At 34.2% G+C, this 21,122-nt stretch carries 29 protein-coding genes; 10 read left to right on the top strand and 19 right to left on the bottom strand.

Features of this window, described 5'->3' with window-relative positions; translation table 11 throughout:
• Nucleotides 1–15 precede the first annotated feature (15 nt).
• Nucleotides 16–1,014 carry an NADP-dependent oxidoreductase gene (locus FH508_RS10960; protein ID WP_172771932.1) on the top strand — a complete coding sequence of 333 codons (999 nt, stop codon included), beginning with the start codon at nt 16–18 and terminating at the stop codon, nt 1,012–1,014.
• A gap of 94 nt (nt 1,015–1,108) precedes the next feature.
• On the opposite strand, the gene FH508_RS10955 is transcribed toward FH508_RS10960, so the two are convergent.
• The 4 genes from FH508_RS10955 to FH508_RS10940 all read right to left on the bottom strand — a co-directional run bounded on the left by FH508_RS10955 (nt 1,109) and on the right by FH508_RS10940 (nt 3,861).
• A complete protein-coding gene (locus FH508_RS10955) occupies nt 1,109–1,297 on the bottom strand; it encodes a hypothetical protein (RefSeq protein ID WP_228134484.1) in 189 nt (62 codons plus the stop codon).
• 1,102 nt (nt 1,298–2,399) lie between these two features.
• Complete coding sequence (locus FH508_RS10950; protein ID WP_172771362.1) at nt 2,400–3,245, bottom strand: MBL fold metallo-hydrolase; 846 nt, start codon at nt 3,243–3,245, stop codon at nt 2,400–2,402.
• A gap of 69 nt (nt 3,246–3,314) precedes the next feature.
• Nucleotides 3,315–3,458: a hypothetical protein gene (locus FH508_RS10945; protein WP_172771361.1), complete on the bottom strand. Its 144-nt coding sequence runs from the start codon at nt 3,456–3,458 to the stop codon at nt 3,315–3,317.
• 193 nt (nt 3,459–3,651) lie between these two features.
• Nucleotides 3,652–3,861: a hypothetical protein gene (locus FH508_RS10940; protein ID WP_172771360.1), complete on the bottom strand. Its 210-nt coding sequence runs from the start codon at nt 3,859–3,861 to the stop codon at nt 3,652–3,654.
• Between the two features lie 159 nt (nt 3,862–4,020).
• Here FH508_RS10940 and FH508_RS10935 point away from each other — a divergent pair, with 159 nt between their 5' ends.
• The 3 genes from FH508_RS10935 (at nt 4,021) to FH508_RS10925 (ending at nt 5,934) form a co-directional block, all read left to right on the top strand.
• The gene (locus FH508_RS10935; RefSeq protein WP_172771359.1) at nt 4,021–4,530 is read left to right on the top strand and encodes a DUF3231 family protein; all 510 of its coding nucleotides are present in this window, start codon (nt 4,021–4,023) and stop codon (nt 4,528–4,530) included.
• Nucleotides 4,531–4,557: 27 nt separating this feature from the next.
• Nucleotides 4,558–5,415 carry a manganese catalase family protein gene (locus tag FH508_RS10930; RefSeq protein WP_172771358.1) on the top strand — a complete coding sequence of 286 codons (858 nt, stop codon included), beginning with the start codon at nt 4,558–4,560 and terminating at the stop codon, nt 5,413–5,415.
• A 297-nt stretch (nt 5,416–5,712) separates the two neighbouring features.
• On the top strand, nt 5,713–5,934 hold the full coding sequence (locus FH508_RS10925) for a gamma-type small acid-soluble spore protein (protein ID WP_172771357.1): 222 nt from the start codon (nt 5,713–5,715) through the stop codon (nt 5,932–5,934).
• Between the two features lie 132 nt (nt 5,935–6,066).
• On the opposite strand, the gene FH508_RS10920 is transcribed toward FH508_RS10925, so the two are convergent.
• On the bottom strand, nt 6,067–6,546 hold the full coding sequence (locus tag FH508_RS10920; protein ID WP_172771356.1) for a GNAT family N-acetyltransferase: 480 nt from the start codon (nt 6,544–6,546) through the stop codon (nt 6,067–6,069).
• Nucleotides 6,547–6,896: 350 nt separating this feature from the next.
• Here FH508_RS10920 and FH508_RS10915 point away from each other — a divergent pair, with 350 nt between their 5' ends.
• The 4 genes from FH508_RS10915 (at nt 6,897) to FH508_RS10900 (ending at nt 9,036) form a co-directional block, all read left to right on the top strand.
• Nucleotides 6,897–7,040 carry a YjcZ family sporulation protein gene (locus tag FH508_RS10915; RefSeq protein ID WP_172771355.1) on the top strand — a complete coding sequence of 48 codons (144 nt, stop codon included), beginning with the start codon at nt 6,897–6,899 and terminating at the stop codon, nt 7,038–7,040.
• A 224-nt stretch (nt 7,041–7,264) separates the two neighbouring features.
• Nucleotides 7,265–7,384: a YjcZ family sporulation protein gene (locus FH508_RS10910; protein WP_172771354.1), complete on the top strand. Its 120-nt coding sequence runs from the start codon at nt 7,265–7,267 to the stop codon at nt 7,382–7,384.
• A gap of 341 nt (nt 7,385–7,725) precedes the next feature.
• Nucleotides 7,726–8,001 (top strand): translation initiation factor 2, encoded by a 276-nt coding sequence (locus FH508_RS10905; RefSeq protein ID WP_172771353.1) that lies wholly within the window; start codon nt 7,726–7,728, stop codon nt 7,999–8,001.
• Between the two features lie 564 nt (nt 8,002–8,565).
• Nucleotides 8,566–9,036 (top strand): hypothetical protein, encoded by a 471-nt coding sequence (locus FH508_RS10900; RefSeq protein ID WP_228134483.1) that lies wholly within the window; start codon nt 8,566–8,568, stop codon nt 9,034–9,036.
• 45 nt (nt 9,037–9,081) lie between these two features.
• Here FH508_RS10900 and FH508_RS10895 read toward each other — a convergent pair whose 3' ends face one another.
• Both FH508_RS10895 and FH508_RS10890 read right to left on the bottom strand, forming a co-directional pair.
• Entirely contained in the window at nt 9,082–9,822 is a 741-nt protein-coding gene (locus FH508_RS10895) for a lysozyme (RefSeq protein ID WP_172771352.1), read from the bottom strand.
• A 109-nt stretch (nt 9,823–9,931) separates the two neighbouring features.
• Nucleotides 9,932–10,750, bottom strand: coding sequence for a LysR family transcriptional regulator (locus tag FH508_RS10890; protein ID WP_172771351.1), 819 nt, complete (start codon nt 10,748–10,750; stop codon nt 9,932–9,934).
• Nucleotides 10,751–10,881: 131 nt separating this feature from the next.
• Between FH508_RS10890 and FH508_RS10885 the strand changes: the two genes are divergently transcribed.
• Both FH508_RS10885 and FH508_RS10880 read left to right on the top strand, forming a co-directional pair.
• Nucleotides 10,882–11,835 carry a TDT family transporter gene (locus FH508_RS10885; protein ID WP_172771350.1) on the top strand — a complete coding sequence of 318 codons (954 nt, stop codon included), beginning with the start codon at nt 10,882–10,884 and terminating at the stop codon, nt 11,833–11,835.
• Between the two features lie 128 nt (nt 11,836–11,963).
• Complete coding sequence (locus FH508_RS10880) at nt 11,964–12,497, top strand: hypothetical protein (protein ID WP_228134482.1); 534 nt, start codon at nt 11,964–11,966, stop codon at nt 12,495–12,497.
• Nucleotides 12,498–12,536: 39 nt separating this feature from the next.
• Here FH508_RS10880 and FH508_RS10875 read toward each other — a convergent pair whose 3' ends face one another.
• The 12 genes from FH508_RS10875 to FH508_RS10820 form a co-directional block, all read right to left on the bottom strand.
• Nucleotides 12,537–13,202, bottom strand: coding sequence for an ABC transporter ATP-binding protein (locus tag FH508_RS10875; RefSeq protein ID WP_172771348.1), 666 nt, complete (start codon nt 13,200–13,202; stop codon nt 12,537–12,539).
• Nucleotides 13,203–13,222: 20 nt separating this feature from the next.
• Nucleotides 13,223–14,008 carry a hypothetical protein gene (locus FH508_RS10870; RefSeq protein ID WP_172771347.1) on the bottom strand — a complete coding sequence of 262 codons (786 nt, stop codon included), beginning with the start codon at nt 14,006–14,008 and terminating at the stop codon, nt 13,223–13,225.
• Nucleotides 14,008–14,808, bottom strand: a complete 801-nt coding sequence (locus tag FH508_RS10865; protein WP_172771346.1) for a hypothetical protein — start codon at nt 14,806–14,808, stop codon at nt 14,008–14,010. The genes FH508_RS10870 and FH508_RS10865 overlap by 1 nt, the downstream gene beginning before the upstream one ends.
• Entirely contained in the window at nt 14,786–15,574 is a 789-nt protein-coding gene (locus FH508_RS10860) for a hypothetical protein (protein ID WP_172771345.1), read from the bottom strand. The genes FH508_RS10865 and FH508_RS10860 overlap by 23 nt, the downstream gene beginning before the upstream one ends.
• A gap of 81 nt (nt 15,575–15,655) precedes the next feature.
• The gene (locus tag FH508_RS10855; RefSeq protein ID WP_172771344.1) at nt 15,656–16,048 is read right to left on the bottom strand and encodes a hypothetical protein; all 393 of its coding nucleotides are present in this window, start codon (nt 16,046–16,048) and stop codon (nt 15,656–15,658) included.
• Between the two features lie 237 nt (nt 16,049–16,285).
• Entirely contained in the window at nt 16,286–17,170 is an 885-nt protein-coding gene (locus FH508_RS10850; RefSeq protein ID WP_172771343.1) for a DUF3298 and DUF4163 domain-containing protein, read from the bottom strand.
• A gap of 6 nt (nt 17,171–17,176) precedes the next feature.
• A complete protein-coding gene (locus FH508_RS10845) occupies nt 17,177–17,731 on the bottom strand; it encodes an RNA polymerase sigma factor (protein WP_172771342.1) in 555 nt (184 codons plus the stop codon).
• 95 nt (nt 17,732–17,826) lie between these two features.
• Nucleotides 17,827–18,660: a polysaccharide deacetylase family protein gene (locus FH508_RS10840; RefSeq protein WP_172771341.1), complete on the bottom strand. Its 834-nt coding sequence runs from the start codon at nt 18,658–18,660 to the stop codon at nt 17,827–17,829.
• Between the two features lie 168 nt (nt 18,661–18,828).
• Nucleotides 18,829–19,176, bottom strand: a complete 348-nt coding sequence (locus FH508_RS10835; protein WP_172771340.1) for a YhjD family protein — start codon at nt 19,174–19,176, stop codon at nt 18,829–18,831.
• The gene (locus FH508_RS10830; RefSeq protein ID WP_172771339.1) at nt 19,169–19,510 is read right to left on the bottom strand and encodes a YolD-like family protein; all 342 of its coding nucleotides are present in this window, start codon (nt 19,508–19,510) and stop codon (nt 19,169–19,171) included. The genes FH508_RS10835 and FH508_RS10830 overlap by 8 nt, the downstream gene beginning before the upstream one ends.
• Nucleotides 19,511–19,521: 11 nt before the next feature.
• The gene (locus FH508_RS10825) at nt 19,522–20,781 is read right to left on the bottom strand and encodes a Y-family DNA polymerase (protein WP_172771338.1); all 1,260 of its coding nucleotides are present in this window, start codon (nt 20,779–20,781) and stop codon (nt 19,522–19,524) included.
• Entirely contained in the window at nt 20,778–20,999 is a 222-nt protein-coding gene (locus FH508_RS10820; RefSeq protein WP_172771337.1) for a transcriptional regulator, read from the bottom strand. The genes FH508_RS10825 and FH508_RS10820 overlap by 4 nt, the downstream gene beginning before the upstream one ends.
• Nucleotides 21,000–21,122 lie beyond the last annotated feature (123 nt).

Here is a 21,122-nt window from a genome sequence, read left to right as displayed (position 1 = left end):
GGAGGAATGAACACAGTGAAAGCTTTGGTTATTGATAAATATGGTAAAGCTCCGATGCGTTTAACAGAAATACCTACACCTGAAATAACTGATTACGAGGTACTCACAGAAATACATGCGGCTAGTATTAATCCTATTGACTTTAAAATACGAGATGGAAAAGTGAAAATGTTACTCAAGTATGAAATGCCGTTAATTCTCGGAAATGATTTTTCTGGCGTTGTGATGAAGGTTGGACAAAAAGTAACTCGATTTAAGGTGGGAGATGAAATATATGCACGCCCACGCAAGAGTAAAATCGGTACTTTTGCGGAATATATTTCTGTTCATGAAGATGATATTGCTCTAAAACCAAAAAATTTGAGCTTTGAGGAAGCTGCATCTATTCCCCTCGTTGGCCTAACTTCATACCAAGCCTTACATGACATTATGCACTTACAAAAAGGACAAAAAATTTTAATACATGCTGGTTCCGGCGGTGTTGGGACATTTGCTATTCAACTGGCAAAAGTTATGGGAGCCCTTGTGGCAACAACAGCTAGTGAAGCTGGTGCTAAACTAGTAACATCGCTTGGCGCAGACGAGGTAATCAATTATAAAACAGAAAATTTTGAAGACATCCTTAAAAATTATGATGCAGTGTTTGATACGCTTGGCGGACAGACACTTGAAAAATCGTTTCATATTATTAAAGATGGTGGGAAAATCGTTTCCGTTTCAGGTACGCCAAATGCTCGTTTTGCTAAAGAATATGGCGCAGGGCTATTCAAAACAATGTTATTTTCTGCAGCAAGTTATAAACTGACTGCTCTTGAAAAGAAGCATAATGCTCAATATTCGTTTTTATTTATGAAGCCAAGTGGTGATCAATTACGTATTATCGCAGACTTCATTGAATCAGGTAAAATTATACCTATAATTGATCGAATCTTTTTATTCGAAGATGCACAAAAGGCAATGGAGTATGTAGAATCAGGAAGAGCTAAAGGGAAAGTAATTTTAAAGATTAGATAATTTCTATAATGCCTTATCGTATTGAACTGTTATTTCTATTTATGAACAAATAGAAACCTCACCGAAAAAATAGTGAGGTTTCCTCTTGCTTCAATTATGGAGCAATAACAGTAACTTTTTGAACAGTTTTAGAACCATCTTTCATAATAGAATAAAGAGCATATGAAACCCTAGTTCCTGGACTATACGAATCACCAAAACCATCGTTACCTTTATAGGTAATATCCGCATACTTTGGACTGCTCTCGTCCGCTTCATTAGTATTGGAAACTAGAATATACATTGTATAGTGTGACCAATTTGGATCACTATTACCGTTCCAAGATACATCTATATCCCCAGAGCCTATCGCTCCAGGTGTTGCCTGTAAGTTAATTGCTGGATTGACTGGTACTACATTTCCGCTATTCTCGTCTTATCTTCTCAGTTTATAACGAGCCTTCACCGTACGAGCGACTTTCATCGCATACGGCGATCCGTCAGCAATATCTTTCAAACTTATTTCCCCGTCAACATCTTAGATTGATTTCAAACTTTAATCAATAGAATTTGACCAACGTAAAGAAATCTTTACTTTCGAAAGTTTCTTCTCTTTTATTAAACAATGTAGTTCAATCAATGGTACCCTCCTAACTAGCGGATAAAAAAAAGCCATTTCCGATTTGGAAACGACTTGAATACTTAATCGCACGAACCTCCTGAAGAACCACTGTCACTCGAAGTGGTATCCGAACAATTCGTATTATCTGTATTTTGTATCGAAAAGAAAGAACTTGTTGTAATAAAATCAGTCGTATTATCATGGGAATTGCTAGAAGATTTCAAATTATCTTGCCTTGTCTTTTTCGATGTAGTTAGAATCCCCATTAGTAGAATCAAAAATATCATTACAATAAAAAACGCCAATCATTACACCTCCTATGGAATAACAATTTCATTTTATCACTTAGTCACGATGAGCATCTCCCTATCTTACTTTTAAAACCAGACTACTAGTTTCTATTTCAAATTCATCACTCATATGTATTTCCAATGTCCTTTGGAAATATTTTCAGATGAGGAAATAAAAAAATTTCCCGGGTAAGCGCAAGAAACGACAAGTTTTACTACTAGCAGAATTCTTACGCTTGTTCATTCATTAAGTGCGCTAGTTGGAATACTAATAAAACTCTGATGCTTATAACTATTCTCACCGACGTAATCTTTCAAAAAATGACTTATATGAAGGAAATGAATTACTTAAAACAGGAACATTTGTTTCTTATTTAAAGAAATAGAGTTAATCAATTATTTAATGGGAACCGTGCAAGGTAAAGACTTTTACGTACTATCCACTAATTGTTGCGGAAATTGGAATTGGCTATATTCCTTAAATAATATATGCATTAATTTAAATATTTCCCGTGCTTAGGTAGAGCGATTTCATCAAATTTTTCTACAAGTTTCTGAAGGTTGTTCTGAAGTTCTTCACCTTTCATTGCTAATCCATGACCAGTAATAGCAATGAGAGGTTTTAATGCATCTAACTTCTCAACAGATTTTCGCGCTGCCTGCCAATCCGTTGTTAAATATTGAGGCGGACCACTAATTTCTTTTGTTTGTGTTAAAACTTTATAAAGGGATTCTTGTTTAACTGTAACAAATGCATCACCAGCAATGAGCACTCGATCCTTTTCACGAAATAAGGAAATATGTCCTGGTGTATGTCCTGGTGTGTGTATCCAGCGAAAACCAGGCATATAAGGAATATGTCCATCCTCTGGAACTGCTTTAATATTGTCTCCTATGTTAATCGCTTCCTTAGGAAAAAAAGGTGACATTTTGGCTACTAATCCATCACTAACAGAAGGATCTGGTTCTGGATAGTTTTGTTTTCCTGTTAAGTAAGGAATTTCTAAAGCATGGGCATAGACAGGGACATTCCACCGTTTTATTAATTCTATAATTCCTCCAACATGATCAAAATGGCCATGCGTCAAAATTATTGCTTTAGGACGAGAATTAGGCCCAAATCGTTCCTCTATTACTGAAATTATCTCTTCTGCGCTTTTTGGCATGCCTGCATCAATAAGCACGAAATCTTTTGTATTTATATTACCATAAAGCACAATATTTACAATTTGAATTGTATATTGATATAAATCAGGTATTACTTCAATACCAACACCACTTCTAACTGAAGTAGCAGGTATGAACTTATAATCTTCACCATAATTCAAATCTTTGTCCATATTAACCCCTCTCTCTTCGCTTGCTTATGAATGCAGAAGAGCCACAACCCAAAGATTGTGACACTATTTTTATTGCTCTTCTTCTTTTTTATTGAATTGTTGTTCTTTCTGTTGTTGTTTTTCTTCTTCTTTTTGTCCCTCTAGCTCTTCAGGTAAAAACTCATTTGCAAATTCCTCTTGCTCCAATTCATTCTTTTTCTTTTCTTTAGTCATACGAATCACCTCCAATAGACATTAATCTATCCTTATTAAGAGGTTCTATACTTTTTACCAGTCCGAATACTTCAAATGAAGTATAAATAAACCACATACAGCCACAATAATATTTCGTAGTGTTTCACTACTTATAGGGCTGCAGTGATAGTAATCGCTGTAGCTTTTTATCTATAAAATAGCGTGTCGTTTACTAAAACATCAATTTTTCCATTATAGCCCAGACTTTATGATAAGTTGGGTTTTTAATCGTTTGTAATTTTTCATTTAGAATACCACGCCTTACTAAACGGAACCCTCTTGCTTCCAGATCAGCAATGGCAATATCCAACTCTTTATTATTTTTGCGCTGAATTGGTGGTAATCGAAATACACCATTTTGTGCAGATAAGCGATTGAACATCCAATCATCCCCTTTAAAATATTCAGCTTATCGTGAGCAAAATGGATATGTTTTATGCTAAAACAGTATTTTTTAATTACTATTTTATTAACATAAATCTAATTGCAGTAACCCATACTATCCTTGTTTGAAAAAAAACTAAAGAAGGAAGTGTCACGATTGGGCATTTTAGGTGGAAATCCAAAAGACGAGCCATTGCATTACGGTGAGGTTTTCGGGGTATGGTCAAATTTAATTGCAAATTATGGTATGATTTCTGGTTACCAAACGTTTTATAATCACGCAGGTGATGAAGATTTAAAAAAAATTATCGAAGATTTAATTGAAACAGGAAGAGAAGAAGTAAAACAATTAGAAAAAATTCTTAAAACGAATGGTATTGCTTTACCTCCTGCTTCACCTGAAAGACCTGTAGCAAGAATGGAAGATATCCCTCCAGGTGCGAAATTTAATGATCCTGAAATAAGCGCAGCTCTATCTGCTGACGTTGCAGCTGGATTAGTTGCATGCAGTCAAGCAATGGGGATGTCAATTCGAGAAGACATTGCCATGATGTATGGTCAATTCCATACAGCCAAGGCACAACTTGGTGCTAAGCTTTTACGATTGAATAAAAATAAGGGCTGGCTTGTACCTCCACCATTACATGTGAACTATCCTGAAAAATAAATTATTTTTCAAGAATCGAGGAATTAAATGTATTACTATAAAGAAGAATTACTAAACATCATAAAGCCTGACAAACCAGATCCTCAGGCAGCACGTGTAATGCAGGAAATACTAGGTGGGCATTATGGTGAAATGAGAACGATGATGCAATACTTCTTTCAAAGCTCCAATTTTCGCGGCAAAGAAACACAATATCGCGATTTGCTTCGTGGGGTTTTTTTAGAAGAAATTGCTCACGTAGAACTAGTACAAAATACGATTAACCAACTACTAAATGATTCTGGAGAATCTTCTGCACCAGGGAATAATGGTATGGACGAAGCGCCTTTAGATGAGGCCGTTAGACATGCAAATCCACACCATTACATTGTGGGCGCACAATCTTCTTTACCTGTGGATGCTGCAGGTAATCCATGGAATGGTTCGTGGGTGTATGCACATGGAAACTTAATAGCGGATTTATTAGATAATTTAGTACTTGAGTCAACTGGGGTTCTTCAAAAAACACGGATATATGAAATGAGTTCTAATCAGACCTTCAGAGAAACACTTGCTTTTCTAATCGTTCGAGACAATGCACATCAAAATGCATTTGCTAAAGCTTTAGAAACGTTAGGTGTAGATTGGGGAAAACTATTCCCAGTACCGAACTACGATATTAACAAATATCCTGAGTGTCGGAAGTTTGTTGAAATGGGCTATCACAATGCTCAGTTTAACTTTAGATTAGACCCAACACGTATCGGTGAAATTTTCCAAGGACAAACTCCTAGTAGAAATGGTGGAGAACTAAAAGTGACCCCTCCTCCTGAAGGTTTCCCAGTACCACTTATGCCAGACATGCCAAATGAACACAGTCCAGGTCTTAAGGATATGAATAACTAATTATTCAAGCTGTAACGGGTGACGACGTTACAGCTTTTTAATGTATAAGTAACCTTTAATTACACACATTATTATTGAGTGTATCGCACGCACTTATTAGGTTGTGGCGCTAGTTGACAGTCACTACCTCCCTCAATTCTTTCTGGGTCACTTAATAGTGACCCCTTTTTTATTTGGTAAATATCACTCTGGTAAATCTTTATAATTTCCCTTCATATTTTTCCATTAAAAAGAGAAAATATATGAAGGATACAAAGGCACCTTCTGCACAAACTATAATTCAGGAGGTGATTTTCAATGGCAAACAACTATGATAATAAAACTGATGTGAATCATGTTAAACAACAAAACCAACAAGCGGAAGCGAACAAACAACAAGCTTCTGGTTCAGCAAACTCAATGAGTCAAGAATTCGGGATGGAATCTGATGTAAATCAAATTAAACAACAAATCCAACAAGCAGAAGCAAACAAAAAATATGCATCTGGACGATTTGCAAATGAAAACAACTCAAAATAAATTTTTCTAAACCGACAATCTTTTGTCGGTTTTTTATTTTTATCGCTTCATTTGGCTTGTTACCTTTCCACATAAAAAGAGTTGATCTACAAAATGTAAAATCAACTCTGATAATGACAATCGGGCGTTCCTTTATTTTATTAATTGGCTCATGATGATTTCTTCCCCAATACGTCCTGTTAGCCGCTTATTCGTATCTTCAAATCCGACTTTTAAATATAGTTTCTGCGCAGGTACATTATCTTCGTCTACCACTAAAACGATTTCATCGCAATTCGGGAATTCTGCTTTTACAAACTCAACAAGTAATGTCATTCCTTGTTTTGCATACCCTTTTCCTTGCTCACTATGATTAATGGATAGCGCAGTTAGTAACAAAGCATTCACATTACTTGAATATTTCTTTACTCGTTCGTTTGCATTTAGAAGAAAGAAACCAACTGGTGTATTGTCACTTAAAATTACTACCCGATACTGTCCTTCATTAATTTCTTCAAATTTACTTGGAAGTGAAGAAAACTCTTTTTGTTCTTCTGTCAGTACGAAATCATTTAGTTCTTTCGTGTATTTACTTGAAAAATGCTTTAATTCAACCTGTTTAATTTTTTCCATATGGTTATTCTCCATTTTTATCTATATTTTACCATCAGTTGATGACTTGGTCATTATTTATGTGAAATATTACATGCATTTATGAGTTGAGTTCTCTTTCCGCGCTAAACTAAGGCTTACGAGCAAATGGTTGTTACAAAGAGAATTTATTACAGAAGGCCGAGGACTGTTTTATCGCATTTATAGGTTTTTACTTCGCAAACTATCTATCTCCTCTCACAGATAACACGTATGTTTTTCCAACCTGTGTTTTATAAGTATTTTCAAATTGATTGTTCTAAAGGGTTGGATAAAAACCTCTACACTTTTTAAAACTATACATATTATAGAATTAGAAAGGAGGGATAGTCATGGGATACCAAGGAAATGTTGGAAACTACAACAACAGTTGTTATTATGGAGGCAATGAAGGCGGAGGTTATGGTTCTACATTTGTTTTAATCGTCGTTTTATTTATTCTATTAATCATTGTTGGAGCTACTTTTGTGTATTAATTTTTTTTAGTTTTACTAACAGTCTATTTTTAGCTAACAAATTTTATTGTAAAATCAACAAAAAAACTCTTACCCTTCTCTGAATGAAATCTCCAAGTTGTAACTTTCATTTTCAATTTATAAATTATATTTAATAGAACAAGATATATATCGCAAACTATTTTCACACTCTTTCATATAGTAATTATAGAAATAAATAAATTATAGAATGGAGGGAAGTAATTATGTCTCAAGAATATTATGGTGGTAGTGGTAATGGTTATGGATCAGGTTCATCATTTGCGTTAATTGTTGTACTATTTATCCTTTTAATTATTGTTGGTGCTACATTCATCTCATATTAATATTTAAAATGTTCACTGATTCTGTGCTCGCATATGAGCCCATAATTTTTCGGATAGCGTAAACTTATCCTTTGCCTACCATTCTTTCTTATAAAGGTCACTGTTTAGGTGGCCTTTTTTTTCATTCCCACCAGCTCTCATTACAATCTTAACTTTTGTTAGCGGTATGAGCTGCAACTGGGTGCTGTCTTAATGACTCGGTTCAAAATAATTCATAATTGTCCATGTATATTGTCCAATTAACGCTTAGAAAGCCCTCTCTAATCTTTTGCTTTAAATACCCGTATTAAATAAAGGTCCCAGAATAAGATATAATAATGATTAGCTTAGGGGGGAATAATTTGAGTAAAAATAAAGATATTACTGATCTTTTCTCAAACAATGAAATTGATGCTGCTAAGCTGGCAGTACTTGCTGGAATTTTTTCTACATTAGGTGATGGGCTAGCTACAATATCAGCAATTATGGCATTAGAGGGCGCGCAAGAATCAAATAATAATAATAGCAACAACAACAATAACAATAATGATGGCAATTCAAACAAAATAGATGAATTAGAAAAGCAAGTTCAATATTTAACAAAAGAACTAAATAAACTAAAAAACTCTAGAAAGTAAGCATTTTTCGATACTACATAATCTTACTAATGCTCAATCCTACAATTCCGATTATTAATCATTCCGAATATAATTGACATACGGTCATTTCAACACCGTGTGGATGATGAAGCAAGATGAAAATCCTTTTATCTTATGCCAATAAAGTAAAAAGATAAATGATGTTGCAACCGCATTAAGGAATATAAAAACTTTTTCAGTAGTTATTTTTCCTCTGCATTCATCAACACGGTGGTGTTATTTTGCGTCCAATAACAAGGTTGCTATCTAACATCATGCCAAAATTCTCAACTTCAATTGTAAATTCTTATTTAACATATTTAATAAGTAGTTATTTGAAGAGATTTTTATTATATACTTTATAGAATCGTTCCAATAAAATGTAAACAATAGGACTGGCTCGTGCGAAACGGAGGAATATTATCTAATATGAAGAAATTATTTGTATGCTCAATCTTACTATTTTCACTATCTTTTTTACTTGTTGGATGTGGTAGTAAAAATGTTCCTTACGACTATGAATATGATAGATAAAATGGTGTCAGGCACTCAAACAATTTAGAATTGTTTGAGTGCCTGCTACTTCGAGGGGGAGATTTTATTAGTACACGCAGACTTCATATTTGGCAGCCCGTAACATGTTTACAAAGGGCTCAAATCGTAAATGCTCAATTAAATTATAGTGATCGTGGTTTATATTTAACATTAACAGATATTAACGGATCTGAAGTTGATATTATATACGATAAAATTTCTCCAATACAAGATTTTGTTTGGTCTTTCAGATATGCTGGCGAAATCCCAAGGTCGGACCTATTCCCACTTGTTAACGAATCCATCGAACAAAATCCACCTACTAATCCATGTGCTGAGTGGTTTTACAAAATGAGCAATTCAGATTATATTGAGTGGTTTGATCAATTACCTTGGATAGGAAGTAAAGAGATACCCAACGTAGAACATCATATCTATTGTTACAATGATGGAATTTTTGAAGTTATTAGTGATTACGAACCTCGTTTTGTTATTAAGTGACAGGCACTCAAACAATTTAGAATTGTTTGAGTGCCTGTCACACTTCTATTGCGCGGTACCACGAATCGTTGCGTAGTTTAATTTTCCTGCTATAATAGCCCTTTCAGCAATTATTTTTGCTTCTTCTTGTGTGTTATACCAACCGCTAATAAACCGCCAACCATTTACATTTGAACTATCTTTCACTTGTTCTACGTACGATAAATATTTCTGTTTTATTGCCTCATTCATTGCCACAACCATTGCTTCTTGACTACTGTATTTCCCACTCTGAATACGAAATTTTTTTGGCTCCCTATCAATTTCGACATATTCGATTTTTTTACTTACATCAACTGTCGCTATAGGCTTTAAAAAAAGTGCTATTTCGTCCATACGACGGTTAACAAGCCCTTGAAGCTTTTTCCCTCCTGCGTAGATGTATAACAACATCTCTTTGGTTACTTGTTCCCATTGCCTATTATTCAAGTATTCTAATAGCATACTGTTTCTTAGAATGTAGCGTCCTAAATTATATTGGAAACTTGCAAGGGCATCATACTGATTTTGGTTAAGAGGAACATTAACATAGTATTCTATTGTATTTGCATGTTCTTGTGCTTGCTTTCTCAGTAATTCCCACGCTTCTTCTCTGGAAATCGTCTGTCCCTTTTCTACTAATTTTCCACTTGGCCATTTTGTTGTACCATAACCAATTGTCCAAACATTATCTGAACCTACATATGCATCGGCGCGAAACCCTTCCCATTTTGCAATGAGCGTTAGTGCATTATTTGAAATCTCCATATTAAATCCTCCTCTCACTATTTTTAATTTCTGCACCTTCTCTAGCATATTCAATTCCCGATGTAATGGAATGTGCCTGACACTCAAACAATTCTGAATTGTTTGAGTGTCAGGCACCCCTATCCTTAATAAACTTTTCTAACTCGTTGATTCTTTCTTTTAATTGAGTTTCTTTCGCCAAAAAATAAAAATTTCGAGTATATTTTTGGGATAGTGGTTGCCAATTAACGCCTTCTGGTACAACTTTTTGTGAAATAACGGTTTGCCCAATTCCCTCCTTTAACAGCGCCGCTATCATCTCATTGTTATTAAGATAAATATGTATCGGTTTCAAATTATTTTCTTTTACATACATATCCGAATAAAATTGTGTCCCCGAATCCTCTTCACGGTTTAACCAGTAACTAGATTCAGGATTACCAGCTAACACAAGTTGATCTATATTTAATAGGCTTCGTTTCAAGCTACCTGTATCCACTATTTTTTCGATAAACCCTAAGTCCGCTTCGTTTTGTTTTAATCGCTTCACTACTTCTTCTGAATTCATCAATTGTAAGGAAAAATCTATATCTGGAAAGTTCTCTAAAAGAGACTTCATTATATTTGGAAGAAAGTAAATACCACACGTATTTGAACAGGCAATACGGCATTTTGTTCGGACGATTTCTTTTTCTTTGTTATTAAGTGTTTCTATCGTATCTTCCCAGTTATCTAGAATACTTTGCGCTCGTCTATAAAGAAAATCAGCATCCCTCGTTGGAATAATTTCGTGTCGCCCTTTTCTAGTAAAGAGAGTTACATCTAACTTTTTCTCTAAATTAAGTATTTGAGTAGATATTGTTGGTTGTGATAAATATAATTCTTCCGCTGCCTTTGTAAAGTTTTTCAATTCATATACTTTCACAAATGTTTTTAAACTTTGAAACATTAACGACCCTCCAATTCAATTATTGGATTTCTTAATAATTGATATCCAAATTATCAATTTCACAAATAGTATAATCCGATTTACAATGTTTATACAAGGTAAAATTGAATTAAACAACCGGAGGGAACATAATGAAAAGCTTTCTTAAAAACATACCGATACCTATTTGTGGCTTAATTTTAGCACTCGTTTCTTTAGGAAATCTTATAAAAACTGATGGCATGCCGAGATTTGGTATTTTAGTAGGCCTTATAGGAATGGCGCTAATGTGCTTAGTGATATTTAAACTGATCTTCACATTTAAACATACACTTTCTGTTTTAAAAAATCCGATTGTAGCTTCAGTAGCTCCTACTTTTACAATGGGATTAATGATTATTTGTACTTATTTTCTTGAAGTTGATTGGCTTACACCTTATTTGTCATATATATGGCTAAGTATTGTTATCGTACATTTTATGTTAATGGCTTATTTCACATATTTTTTCTTAATAACACAATCAGTAAAAATCCATCACGTCTATCCTAGCTGGTTTATCACTTATGTAGGGATTGGTGTTATTACGGTCACATCATGTAATTTTTATCCTGCATTTGGTCGTTGGATTTTCTGGATTGCATTATCTTTATATTTAGTGTTATTACCGATTATTTTGCATCGTGTCTTTACTATAAAAAATATGGAGGATTCTACACTTCCTCTCATTACAATTATTGCGGCGCCTGGATCTCTTTGTTTAACAGGCTATTTAAATGCCTTTGATAATAAAAATATCCTGATTGTCACATTGCTATTTGGTTTATCCCAAGGCCTATATTTTCTTATTTTGACACAGCTTCCTAAATTACTAGCAATTGATTTTTACCCAAGCTATGCAGGATTTACGTTTCCTTTAGTCATTTCAGCAACTGCCATCACTGCAGCTACCAACTTTTATAACCAACTAGGATTTACTTCAGTACTGTTCCATTGGGTTTCCATTCTTGAATCGATTATCGCGTTTATTATAGTCTTTTATGTTTTATATAAATATGTAATTTTTCTTACAAAACAATATATTGATACTAGAACAAATCCGATTTAACTAGTATTCCTATTAGGTCATACAAAAAAAGCAACCCCATAAGGTTGCTTTTAATTTTCCCGAGGGCCAATTTTTCGCACATTAATTTCCAAATGTAGTATGATTTAAGCAGGGAGTGTGATAATATTTTGTTGGTAAAAATGAAAAAAAACGATTTTAATTTAACGACTTCTGACTTAAGTAACAAATGCTTTGAGCCCCTTATTTATCTTTATAAAATGGGCATATCCAATGAAACGGATACCATCCATTTTAAAGAACAATTTTACATGCAATTATCCCAAGGACAAAAGGCTTTATTTGTATTTTATACGTACTATAATCACGCCAGTAAATCGCTGATTGAATTTTATTGGTGGAGTGCCTATTATTACGCCCAACCTAAAAGTTGGCTAGCGCTCAAAGCCAGTGCTAAATATTTTGAGGATGAGTCCTTGCTAGCACTTTTTGAAAAGATTGAACAAGTTTTTCTACAAAATAATTATCCGAACACTTTAGAAAACTTTACTGTTATACGTGAAGACCTAGATAAAAACAAAGAAATTCAAGCTTCTATTATTCCGCTCCATACTATGTTTGACCAAATCACACCATTAACAGTTAGAAAGATAAATGACCTTATTGAAAAACACATACAGGATTTTGTTGAATTGATAGATTAGATTGCCCATACAGCATCCTTCTCCAAGGATGCTGTATTTTTAAATAAGCTGTGTCGTTCTATTTGTATTAATAGTATGAAGAGCTAACTCCCCTGCATCCATTTTGTAAACCTCATCGCAAAGTAAAGCAATATCTTCAGGATTATGGCTCGCTAAAAGAATGGTTATTTCCTGCTTTTTAAAGTTAAGAATCATCTCTCGCATTTCCGATACACCTGATTCATCCAGCCCATTCATCGGTTCATCCAATAATAGTAATTTTGGTTTCTCCATAATCGCTTGTGCAATCCCTAATCTTTGCCTCATGCCCAAAGAATATTTACGAACTGGTCCTTTATCATTAAAATCAAGTCCAACCAGTGTCAGTACATTCTCAATATCCTTATCATTAATTTTGTTTTGTATCGAGGCGAGTATTTTTAAGTTTTGAAAACCTGAATAATGGGTCAGAAATCCTGGCGTATCTAACAGTGCACCAAAGGATTTCGGAAAATTACCTTTCCCGATAATGTCACCAAACACACTTACAGTGCCACTACTCGGAACAAAAAGTCCTGCAATCATCTTAAATAATAGACTTTTGCCTGAACCGTTTCTACCGACAATCCCATAAATTCCAGGTTTATCAATGACTAATGTTATATTTTTCAGCAGCTCACGGCCCTTTATCTTTTTATACAAATTGTGTATTTCGAGTATTGTCATTTATACAACCCCCTTTTATATCAAATACCAACTATTTTTTCTCGTAGATTAATAAAAAGTATAGAAAGCACACAATAGGACAAAACGATACATAGCAGGATTATACTATTAGACCAAGCAGAAGTTACCTCCTGCATTTCTCTCAAACCGAGCAGGAAATACGTTAACGGTAAAAATTTTAGTAAGGATGGAAACAAATAACCGATAGTAGCCGATGCAATCATACTAATAATAACGGTGAACATTGCGAAGGCAGCATTATGAATAATAAACGAAAAAATCGTGTGGACAATAAGTAATAACAATAACGTCAAGATAAATAGCGTAAAATGATTCAACAGCTCTTGCCATCCATTCGTGCTTAGGAACAACGATAATCCTGTATTACTTTGACCTTCGATTTGACTATTAAAAAAGAAAATAACCATTCCCGTAACCCCATAAGCTATTCCAACTGTTCCAACTAAACTGATGCATATTGCAATAAACATACTATGAAAGCAATGACGATAGCTTTTCATTCTTAGAATGAGGTACGTTGGATGATCACGCAACTCACGCAAAATAAACGAACTAAAAAATAGAAGGATAGGGATAAAAATTAATAACCAACGTAACAAGTCGAATTGGATATTTAAAGGCATATAGAACATAAATACAATCCGATTTGCATAGCCATTTGGGATGAGATCTCCATATGTGGTATGAACAAGAATACCATTCAGTACAAAAACGCCAACGATACATAGAACATACGTAGGTTTAAAGAAAGAACATAAATAATAGAAAATTAATTTTTTTAGCATTATTTTCTCTCTCCAATATACATATCCTTATGATTGATACAGCAATACCCAATTAAATAAAGTATGAAAATTAACACAATCCAATATAGTAGAATTGTATATGGATAATCGGTTATGTCAGAAATTGAGCTAGTGGTATATTGAAAAACATTGATATGGTCATAAAATAAATAAGAAGAAATAGGCGTTATTTTTGAAAGGAACACACCTATATTCAACATGTTGACTAAAAGAACGACTAAACAAGCTAATAATATCCGTCCTGTAAACAAGTAGCTTATATAAAAAAGCATTCCGAAAAAACATAAAAACAACCATAATAGTACGACTGACATCGTAGTTAAGAAAATAGGTGTGCTATTACTTAATAGCTCAGTATGATGTTTATAGTAATGAACACTATAATTACTCCATTGATTCTTAAAATCTAATACAAATACAGCTTCGAGTACCATTATTGCCACAAGCATTAAACAGAAGTATGTAGCTGACTTTACCACTCGTAAAAGGTTTGCATGATACCATTGCCGTTTCGTATAAAATCGAATTAACAAATAGTTTTGCACATTCCCTAATGAAAATAACGATATAAGAATCATTAAAAATGCAGGCAAGATAGAATAAAAAAGAGGATGAAACTCCGTAAGATGAAGTAATAAATCAAAGATATTTCCTTCGACTAATTTTGTTGATAGCAACAGATTATAGAAATATAACATCAACACAATATAAACGAAAACGATACTTTTATTAGCTGAATATAGCTTTAATCGTTTTTTACTCTTTAAACCGCTCTTCAATCTTTGTTGCCCCTCCTATAAAAAATAGTGTCATCCCCACTACAACAAGCACTACGCCGTATAGAAAAGTTTGGTCAATATGATATTGGTCAATGATATCCACATCAAACAATGCCATCGCATTTAAAGCAGGGTGAATTTTCGCCAATACTGTCACTGAAATAATAAGATAAATAAACGGTATAAATATCGCAATATATTTATTTTGAATTACCGCAGATATTCCTAAACCTAGAGTTGCAAATATCATCCCACAACAAAACATAATTCCGATCATTATCATCATCATGAGAATTGGTGAACTTACACCGATACTTTGAAAAAAACGTACAGGATCTAATTGATCTCTGGATCTTAGCATTGGTACATTTAATAGAAGCTTTAAAACCATTAAAAAAATAAAAGCAATAAAAGGGCCAATTGCAACAGCTACTCCTCCTGCAAGGGCATTTACAGCTAAACGAATTGTCATATAGCGGCTTTTTTTCATACGGTATTGTATATAATGATGGAAGCCTGTTTGAATATCTATTCGATAAGAATTCGCATACGGCATACATGCAATAATGGGAAACGCAATAACGATAAAGGATGCCGTTCCAGCATTATAGCCCTGTAAAAAGGCATATACAATTGAAATCACCCCGCTATTAATCCATATTAATGCTTCCAGCATACCAATAAAAACGAGTAGAATAGAGGAGGCTATTGTGATAAGTCCCATTCTGGATAATAATGCTCTTTTAAACTCTTGCCTAATATACATAATCATCTCAACACCTCAACTTTCACCATTTCCAATCAATTGATTGAATGACCAAAAATTGAGTATCTTTTATCAAATCGATTAATTAGGTGTCCACGTTCCTGCAGTATCGACTGTTTCTAACGTACCTGGAGAAGTTGATATATTTAAATAAACATTCTCCCCTACTAAAGAACTAGCATTTCCTAAATAATCCATTACAATAACTTTGCGCTCTTTGTATGCTTCTTTTTTTGTAACATTTCTAGTCCCCTTTTCAACCCATGATACCAATTTGCCTTTCTGAATATACGTTACTAAATTGTAAGCACTGCCCGTAGTTTCTTTAATAGCATCATTAGTCTCTAAATCTTCGAATCTCGGAACTTTCCCTGAATATTGGTGATATGTTGGGGACGCATTTGCAAATGAACCAAACCCTATAGTCAACAAACTAACAGCTACAATACTGGCAAAAAGTTTAAACTTCTTCATTTTGCTCTCCTTTGGATTGTAATGTGGTTCTCACTATTTTCGGTCATTCAATTATTATAATTTTACTATTATTCAGTTTATTTCGTAAAGTATTTATTGTTAAAATCGCTATATTTAATTGATATTTCATTAGTATACAAGGTAAAGTTACTATTTTCACCGCTGGGTGTTATACAAGAAGACCAACTACTTTTTATTTATAAGTAGCTGGTCTTCTTCTATATGTTTCAATATTGTTTATCGTTCTATCTCAAATTCCTGTGGTCCTGCATATGGTGGGGCGATGTTATATTCATAGAAAAAGATGACAGGGTTTCCTTGTTCATTAATATAGAAGTTTTTAGATGTAAACTCGTCTATTCCTCCAGCACCCTTTGAAGCGTAATATTCCTCATAATACCATAATAGATTTTCATCAGCCTTGGCACGCTCCTTCACTTGACGTTCAATCTCAGGATCTACTATTTTCTCGTAATCGGGACCTAGTAAATCAACAAGTGTTAGTTCCTTTCCTGTTGTCAGATCAATATTATAAAAATATTTCGTGACAAATGTTAATCCGTTCGTTGTTTCTGTTTCACTAATGATAAATGACAAAATCTGTTCATTTGAACTTTTCACTTCATAATCAAATTTGTATATGCTCGGCGTATATTCAATATCCTCCGAATACTCCCCATCTCCAAGGTAGTTTTTTTTGAATTCCGCTGAGTCTTGCCTTGCCTTCTCAGCAAGACTCTCAATTTTTTTCTTAATCATCGTATTGATTCGATTTTCTATCGATGGATTACGCATATCAGTAAATTTTGGAATTTTAATATGCGCATCAATATAATCGGTTTTCTCTATATATTCATCTATTGTAATTACTTTAGCTACTGCCCCTAGTACAGGAACTTTTGATACTGCCAGTGCAAATGTAGGGCTTAAGTTTACAAAGAACATAAATATAAGACATGCCGTTAAAGGAATTGCAATAGATTTCATTTTCATAATTGTTACTCTCTTCTTCGGAGCCATCTCATTTTCAGCCTTCGTTAATACTTTTTTTCGTATCAATTCCTTATTCGCTAAGTTTTCTTCAATAACACGTTTTAATACTTTTCGTTCATGCTCTCTCATTTAGCTTCAACCGTCCTTCCCAAACTTTTTTCGTATTTCGTGAGTGGTGCGGTAAATATAGTTTTTTATCGTCGATTGGTTTAAATGCAGTAATTGAGCAATTTCAGGAATTGATAGTTCAGCATAATAAAATAAATAAAACACCTTTTGTACCTTTTGTGGTTTTGATTGCAAGAAGCGCCAAATAGCCGATAGCACTTCTTTATTTTCTAATGCAATTTCTATTTCATTTTCGTATAGTTCACTATTTATATCAGCCTGATTATATTCTTTATCTTCTTTATTTATATCAAACAACGGTATGAGGCTTTTTACTTTTTCCTTTAAAGAATAATGGTTGTAGATTTTCGATTTAGCGATGCGTATTACATAGGCCTCTGGATTTTTAATATAATCGTGTCCCTTGTTCTTTAGTATTTGATAAAGTGCTAAATATGTTTCTTGAATAATATCAGGAATAACATTCGTATGATTGCATTTACTAATGACATATATTAAACATTGATGATAAGTTTTATCATATATTTCGTTAAATTTTTCTTCGACTACTTGCGTATCCAAAGACTCACCTCCCTTTAATGATACGAGGGGATGCAATCTACGAATGATTGAACAAATATCCTAAATGTTTTAATTAGTTTTGTTTTTTGGCACAATTAATTGCCAAAATAGGGATCGACTTTTTCTTCTTGTAGTGTTAAAAGTTCCGATACCGTTACAAACTCATATCCCTCTTTTTTTAACGTTATTAATAACTCTGGTAAAGCTTCTGCTGTTGCAGTATGAATATCGTGCATTAATACGATAGATTTATTAGAGACATTATTTAAAATTTCTTCTTTTATCGTTGCTGGATTACGACTTTTCCAATCTAGTGAATCCACAGACCATAGAATGGTAGTATAATTATTTGCATTTGTATAGTTTAAAATATCTTGATTGTATACCCCATATGGAGGTCGAAACAAAGTTGCTGTTATACCTGTCGCCACTTCAATAATATTGTTTGTTTTATCGATTTCTTCTCTCATTTCTTTATGCGTCAATTTCTTTAAATTTGGATGACTAAATGTGTGATTTGCTATTTCATGACCTTCAGCAGCTACTTGTGCCGCAATATTTGGATACATTTCAACTCTGCTTCCTAGCATAAAGAAAGTTGCTTTTGCTTCATGTTGCTTTAAAGTTTGCAATACTCGTGGTGTTACTTTTGAGCTCGGTCCATCATCAAAGGTAAGCGCTATGTATTTTCCATCTGGACGCAATACAGTTGTTTCTACTTCTTCTATTACTTCTTCCACGTTAGCTTCATTTTCTTCTGCTATTTCTTCGGTTTCTACAAGCCTTGCCGCATTACTAACAAGATTTTCAGCTTGTCCATGATCCTCTATTTTTCCACCTATTAAGTAATAACTAGCTCCTAGCATTATAGTAAAGAACACAATGACCGCCACAATTCTAGTCCATCTAATTCTTTTCCTACCTTTCATTCCAATACACCTTTCTTTTCTAAATTTAATCTTTATAAAATAGAAGAGAATAAGAGAGTTGAAAAAGTTTCAATGAATTTTAAAAAAATATATCTTTTTTGTAGCATATGCTATAGCATTTTTCTACTTAGCCAATCTATAAAAAAACAGGTCTCTCAAGAGGACCTGTCATTTGTTATTGCTTATATGATTAATCAACAGTTTTTCCACTTGTGATTTGAGAGCCTGATTAGCATAACGGAGTACTACATCATTACCTGCCGTCGCGACTTGCACGTCACTAAAATATTCATCTACAGGCTGCCATCCTACTACGCGTATGCGATGCTGTGCAAGCTGACGTTTGAGGTTAAAATATTCTTGACGTAGTTCCTTAAGCAATGAATCCATTAAAGGAAGAAAGACTATTTTCATTTTAAATTGTTCCGCTTTTTGATAATCAATTTGCAATGATTTCACAGCTAACTCCAACAATAAATATTTGTGTAATAATTGTCTTTCATCGGCTTTAATCATAATAATCAGCTTCCAATTGTGCTGATTGTATATGCTGTAATGGAATGCGTATAGTCCTCATCAGTGTTTCCAGTATAAGTTCATTTGTATTGAAATTAATTGATTTTATTAATCCAGTCCATTGCGTAGTTTTACTGTCCGTCCATACTTCTAACTTAACGTCGCTTTGCTGATGATAGGCTTGATTTATTGTTTGTTGTAATTCTTCTAGCTCCCAATCCGTTAGCTCTCTTGGTGGCTCTATATATTCTGTTTGCTTACACACTCTCAGCAGCTCCAAATGTTCTGGCAACATCATCGATGCCCATTTAATACTCCCTCTATCCTTTATCATTTCATTCACTCCTATGCCAAATGACCACCAACTAAGCGATCTCGTTTAATAGCTGTACCAGCTCTTGTATAAGACACGGCTCTTAATATAGAGGTAGCTCCAAACCTATTGCGTATTGCATCCATTGTAGGCCCTATGATTTGTCGTTGAGGTTTACGTTCATCAAATAAATCCAACTGAATGCTATGTTCTTTCTCTAGGTTGGATATTCGGACTGATAATTGTCTTGCTGGCTCTCCAGCAAAGTGCTCATCCAGTAATTCAATACAAGCTTTATACATCACAAGCGTTTCACTTGTTGGTCCTGCAATGGTTTTAGAGCGATGAAACCCTTTGGTCATAGCATTATGACTATATGAAAGACCTAAGCTAATTGTACGCCCAACAAACCCTGCATCACGTGCGCGTTTCATTACGTCTTCACACATTTCTAAGAGCACTACAGAAATATCTTTACGTGTGTGATAATCTCTCATCAGCATTTGACCCTTACCAAAACTTAAAGCGCCGTTTGTTATTAACGGCTCCCCTAATTTGGATAAATCTATTCCCCATGCATGGTGATAGAGTTGATTGCCCATTACACCAAATCGCTCTTCTAATTCTTCTAAATCTGCATTAGCCAAACCACCAACTGTTTGTATTCCCATAGCATTTAGATTTGCTTCCATTCGTTTTCCTATGCCCCACATTTCGGATAAAGGTCGTACAGGCCATAATTTCTTCGGAATATCCTCATACGTCCATTTGGCAAAACCAGTTTTCTTGGCATCGAGGTCTAAAGCTAATTTGGCTATTAACATGTTTGGGCCCATTCCGACTGCACTTGGTACATTAAATTGGTCCAGAATAGCTCTTTGTATTTCCTTCGCCGTTTCCTCAGGCGAGCCCCACAGCTTTTCAGTACCAGTTAAGTCAACAAAGCTTTCGTCCACACTATACACATGTATAGCCTCAACTGGTACGTAATTAGAAATCAAATTGGTAATTGTCATCGACATTTGAATAAAGAAACTCATTTTAGGCTCAAACAATCTAATGTCAGGATGCTTCGGTATCTCATAACGACGACTTCCAGTTTTGATTTTAAATTTTTCTTTCATCAATGGTGATGCAGCAAGTACAACGCTGCCTGGTTGGTCAAAGTTTGCTACTACTGCAACTGGATTTTCAAGAATATTTAACCCGTGTAACATTGCTACACAGCTGGCATAAAAGCACTTCATATCAATACACATAATAGGTCTATTTGGCATACCTTCATAATTCATACAACTTCACGCCCCTTACGAACAATAGGAATAACGGCTAGAACATTACTGATTAAAAAAGTACGCCTTGCATGTCTTGTAAAACAAAATGCTTGAAATGAATCGCCAACAATTTTAATGACTTTCACACGCCTTTTTGTGACGGAACCATCTTTCGCTATATACATCATGTTCACTAATTGATTGCGTTGCATAGCTTTAATCAGTTGCTCTCTCATCTTCGTTTTCCTCCTCAGTGCCAGTCATTCAAAAAATTTTGCTCCACTAGCAACATCTAATGGCACAATAATTTTCCCTTTCCCTATCTTATGTAAGAACACTTGTTTGTATACATATTAGAA

This window comes from Lysinibacillus sp. CD3-6, from assembly GCF_006351725.2.
Lineage (GTDB): Bacteria > Bacillota > Bacilli > Bacillales_A > Planococcaceae > Lysinibacillus.
Note: the sequence above shows the minus strand (reverse complement) of the source record. Positions and strands in the feature narration are given on the sequence as shown.